Origin of the sequence: Streptomyces glaucescens, assembly GCF_002154375.1 — a bacterium.
Taxonomy (GTDB): Bacteria; Actinomycetota; Actinomycetes; order Streptomycetales; family Streptomycetaceae; genus Streptomyces; species Streptomyces glaucescens.
On record NZ_MUND01000042.1, the window covers coordinates 1 to 4,534 of the forward strand.

At 71.7% G+C, this 4,534-nt stretch carries 4 protein-coding genes and 3 pseudogenes; 4 read left to right on the forward strand and 3 right to left on the reverse strand.

Translation table 11 applies throughout. The features are described from left to right. Positions 1–295: 295 nt before the first annotated feature. From CCN42_RS44135 to CCN42_RS42440, 4 genes and pseudogenes are all read left to right on the forward strand, one after another. Positions 296–531, forward strand: a pseudogene (locus CCN42_RS44135) (hypothetical protein); the annotation flags it as partial. Between the two features lie 69 nt (positions 532–600). Next, positions 601–852: pseudogene (locus CCN42_RS46045) on the forward strand (hypothetical protein); the annotation flags it as partial. Between the two features lie 41 nt (positions 853–893). Then, positions 894–1,004: pseudogene (locus CCN42_RS46050) on the forward strand (hypothetical protein); the annotation flags it as partial. 63 nt (positions 1,005–1,067) lie between these two features. Next, entirely contained in the window at positions 1,068–1,478 is a 411-nt protein-coding gene (locus tag CCN42_RS42440; protein ID WP_158102059.1) for a WD40 repeat domain-containing protein, read from the forward strand. 56 nt (positions 1,479–1,534) lie between these two features. Here the strand turns inward: CCN42_RS42440 and CCN42_RS03270 are convergent, their stop codons facing one another. From CCN42_RS03270 to CCN42_RS03280, 3 genes are all read right to left on the reverse strand, one after another. Beyond that, entirely contained in the window at positions 1,535–2,953 is a 1,419-nt protein-coding gene (locus CCN42_RS03270) for a S28 family serine protease (protein ID WP_086732972.1), read from the reverse strand. A 105-nt stretch (positions 2,954–3,058) separates the two neighbouring features. After that, positions 3,059–3,448: a hypothetical protein gene (locus CCN42_RS03275; protein ID WP_086732973.1), complete on the reverse strand. Its 390-nt coding sequence runs from the start codon at positions 3,446–3,448 to the stop codon at positions 3,059–3,061. A 91-nt stretch (positions 3,449–3,539) separates the two neighbouring features. After that, positions 3,540–4,534: ABC transporter ATP-binding protein (locus CCN42_RS03280; protein WP_143661843.1), on the reverse strand; the 995-nt coding region annotated here is incomplete at its 5' end.

Sequence of the window (4,534 nt, forward strand, 5' to 3'; positions counted from 1 at the left end):
CGCAAAGTCCCGTCTGCCCCGCGACGCCTGGCACGCACTCTCGCCGCGCCGGGCGAAGCCCCAAGTACATCCAGTACGAGGGACTCCGCCCGGCGCGCCGAGAGCACGCACCAGACGCCGCGGGGCCCGCCCTTCGGGCGGACGACGGGACTTTGCGGACACGACCTAGACCCACGCCACCCACCCGGCGCCCCACCCCAACGGGCGCGAAGCGCTCCGCGCGTCCGGCGTGCCCCTGCCGCGGCGGGTCACGCCGGGCGGGGGTGGGGGGAAGTGACAGGCTCCGTCCGGCCACCCGCACCCCGGCGACCCGGGCGGCGGAGGCGGCCCGCGCACCATCGTCGGCGACCGCGTCCACGGCACCGGCGCGAGGTCCGCGAGACCCGCTGCGACGGCGAGGGCGAACGGAAGCCGGAGCACCGGGTCACGGAGGCGGTCCGCACCCGGGCCGGATGCCGGGCCTCAACGGCCCGGCACGTACAACTGGGCGGGGAATCCCGTGGGCCGCGCCCCGTCCGTGTGACCCTCCCCCGGGTGCGAGCCCGGCCGAGTGCGAGGACCGTGGAAGGAGAGGCACAGGAGGGCGTGGTGACACCTCTCATGGGAGATCCTGCCGGACCTGGCCGAGCGCGACGTGTGCCCCTACCAGGGCCTGGAACCGTTCACCGCCGAGCACGCCCGTTAGTTCCAGGGCCGGTCGGAGGCCATACGGCAGGTTCTCGCGAACCTCGCCCAGCAGCGGCGGCTCACGCTGCTGTCGACAGTCTGCGCAGCGTCTCGTCCCTGCCGGCACATCGCCGCCTGTCCGGACACACCGGTGAAGTGCGCGCCGTGGCATACAGCCCCGATGGCGGCACCATGGCAACTGGCGGTATGGACTGGTCCGTCCGCCTGTGGGACACGGCCACGATGAAGGCCCGGGCCTGTCTGCCGGGACACAAGGACGCAGTGAACGCGGTGGCGTTCAACAGCGACGGCCGCTCGCCACCGGAAGCGCCGACAACACCGTCCGCCTGTGGGACGCGACAACCGGAACGTCCCGCACTCTCAAGGAGCACACCTGGCAAGTGACGTCGGTGGCCTTCGGTCCGGACGGCCGAATCCTCGCCACCGCCGTCCTCGCCTCGCTGACCGAGCACACAGCGGCCGTGCAAGCGGTGGCCTTCCACCCCGACGGGGACACTCTCGCCACCGGCAGCATGGACGGGAGCGTCCGTCTGTGGGACACGGCCACCGGAAAGGCCCGTGCCCCACTCGCCACCGGATTCAGCGGGGTGTTCTCACTGGCGTACAGTCCCGACGGCCGCACCCTCGCGGTCGTGGGCGGCGACGGAGCAGGTCGCCTGCTTGACGTCACCACGCCGCCCGACCCCGACAAGACGATTCAGCAGATCTGCCGCACCTTCGGCCGCGACCTCACCGAGGAGGAGCGCGCCGCCTACCTCCCCGACGGCTCGGACGCCTCCGTCTGTCCCTGACAGGGACGGCGAGTCCCTTGCGGGACCCGCCGTCGGTGTGGCTCAGACGAGACCGGTCACGGACGCAGCGTCCGCTCCGCGCCCCGCTTGTCGAGCTTGGCGTCGAACTCGGCGAGGGGCCTGGCCTTCGCGGGGTCGGCCTGGACCGAGGCCGGGGCCACGCCCGCCCATTGGAGGATCTTCGCCGTGGCGAGGGCCTTCTCGTCGTCGATCAGGCCCGCGACGCGGGCGCCGTGGTTGGCGCCGGGGGCGGTCAGGACGTACGAGTCGCGGGCGCCCTTGCCGAGGCGGAAGGGCTCGGCGCCCCACGGGTCGTTCTCGCCGTAGACGAACAGCATCTGGCGGGCGTTGTGGCGGACCCAGGTGTCCACGTCCCGCATGGCGCCCGGCTGGAACCGCATCTCGATGTCACGCGGCACGTAGTAGCGCGGCGGGAGGTAGCCGTAGCGGATGTACTTCTTCTCGATGTGCGGGAAGTGGATGGTCGGCGCGCCGAGCTGGGTGCCCGCCTGGTAGTAGTACGGCGTGTACGGCTCCAGGCCCTGGTCGGTGTAGAAGGAGAACCCGGCGATGGCGTCGAGGGTGTTCCAGATCTCGTCGTCGGTGGCGGTCTTCGCGTCCGCGGGGATGGTGCCGCAGTCCGACAGCAGGCTGTACTGCCAGAAGCCCCAGACGTAGTCGAGGACGGTTGCCTCGTACGCCTTGTCGAGGCTGCCGACGGTGCGGAAGGTGTAGCCGTTGTCGGCCGCGTACTTCGCGTACCGCTCCTCCATGACGTCCCGCCGCACCAGCGCCTCGCGCTGCACGCCGTTCAGCCGGTCGCGGCACTCCTCGGTGCCGACGGTGGCGAAGAACCGGTCGTAGGCCGAGTCCTCCTTGTTCACGACGTCGTTGGGGGCGACGTAGGCGACGACACCGTCCATGTCGCGGGGGTAGAAGCGCTCGTAGTAGGTCGCGGTCATGCCGCCCTTGGAGCCGCCGGTGGAGAGCCACTTCTTGTCGTAGACCGGCTTGAGCGCCTTGAAGATGCGGTGCTGGTCGCTGGCCGCCTGCCAGATGTCCAGCTTGCTCCAGTCGGCCGGGCTGGGCCGGGAGGGGGTGAAGTAGCGGTACTCCATGGAGACCTGGTTGCCGTCCACGATCTGGGTCGGCTCGCGGCGGCTGGGGGCCGTGGAGACGTTGTAGCCGCTGGTGTAGAAGACCGTCGGGCGGGAGACGTCCTTGTGGAGGACGGTGATCCGCTGCTGGAACGTGCCCTTGGCCGGATGGCGGTGGTCGACCGGCTGGGTGTAGTTCAGGACGAAGAAGCGGTAGCCGGGGTACGGCTTCTCCTCGATCAGGCTCATGCCCGGTACGGCCAGGAGCCGGTCCTTGATGTCGGTGGCCTCCGGCTGGACGGCGGTGGCCGTCCCCGCCGTGCTCAAGGTGCCTATGAACACCGTGAGCGCGAGCAGCCATCTGAGCGCCTTGCGCATGCACCCTCCCCTGTGAGAACAGATGTGCGCCGGAAGCTATCGGAGCCAACCTGCTTCACACCAGGGGATGTTCGGTAACGGGTGATACGCGGCCGGGGGTCTCGCTCAGCAGAGGATCCAGCCGGAGCTGACCGAGCCCCGCCCCACCGAGCCCTTGACCCAGACGCAGCGCTGCCCGGCGTAGACCTTCACGCCCGGGGTGTGGCGGCGGTGCTTTCCCTTGTGGGGGACGGGGCGGTGGCCGCGCGCCTGCACGCTGACGGTCATGTTCCGCAGCGGGCCGGGGTTCTTGGCGTAGGTGGCGGCGCAGACGTAGCCGCCGCTCTTGTAGACGTGCACGGAACCGGTGGAGAAGGGCAGCGTCCTGACCTTGCGGCCGGGACACGGCGCGGCGGCGGCATGGGCCTCGGCCGGCGCGGCGAGCGCGAGGAGTCCGGCCGCGGTCAGCACGGACAGTCCGAGGGCCAGCCGCCGTCGTATCGCACCCGAGTCCACAGTCGTCCCCTCCCGTGCCGCACCCCTCGGCAGATTGACGTACGGATGTACGGACGCGCAGCGTACGCCGGATGGTTGCGCGGGGCGGCGGTCAGGCCCCCACAGGGGTGTCCTCGCCGACGAAGGTGCGCCACAGCTCGGCGTACCGCCCGCCGCGGGCCAGCAGCTCCTCGTGGGTGCCGTCCTCGGCGACCCGGCCGTGGTCCATCACCACGACCCGGTCGGCGCGCGCCGCCGTGGTCAGGCGGTGGGCCACCACGAGGGTGGTACGGCGGCCCGCGAGCCGGTCCGTCGCCTGGTTGACCTGGGCCTCCGTCGCCAGGTCGAGGGCGGCGGTGGCCTCGTCGAGGAGCAGGACGTCCGGGTCGACGAGTTCGGCGCGGGCCAGCGCGATCAGCTGGCGCTGGCCGGCGGAGAGGTTGCGGCCGCGCTCGGCGACCTCGTGGAGGTAGCCGCCCTCCAGGCGGGCGATCATCTCGTGCGCGCCGACCGCGCGGGCGGCGGCCTCCACCTCGGCGTCGGTGGCGTCGGGGCGGCCGTAGGCGATGGCGTCGCGGACGGTGCCGGGGAAGAGGTAGGCCTCCTGGGGGACGACGCCGAGCCGGTGCCGGTAGGCGGTGAGGTCGAGGGTGCGCAGGTCGTGGCCGTCGACGGTGACCCGGCCCGAGGTCGGGTCGTAGAACCGGGCCACCAGCTTCACCAGCGTCGACTTGCCCGCGCCGGTCTCGCCGACGAACGCCACGGTCTGCCCGGCGGGGATGCGCAGGTCGATGCCGGTGAGGGCCTGTTCGTCGTCGCCGTAGGCGAAGTGCACGCCCTCGAAGGCGATCTCGCCGCGCAGCGCTCCCACCTCGCGGGGTTCCCCGGCGGACTTCGTGGAGGTGGGCTCCCGCAGGAGTTCCTGGATGCGGCCCAAAGAGACGGTCGCCTGCTGGTAGCCGTCGAAGACCTGCGAGAGCTGCTGCACCGGCGCGAAGAACAGGTCGATGTACAGCAGGTACGCCACCAGGGCGCCCGTGGTCAGGGTGCCCGCGTCGACCCGTCCGGCGCCCACGATCAGCACGGCGGCCGCCGCGGCCGACGACA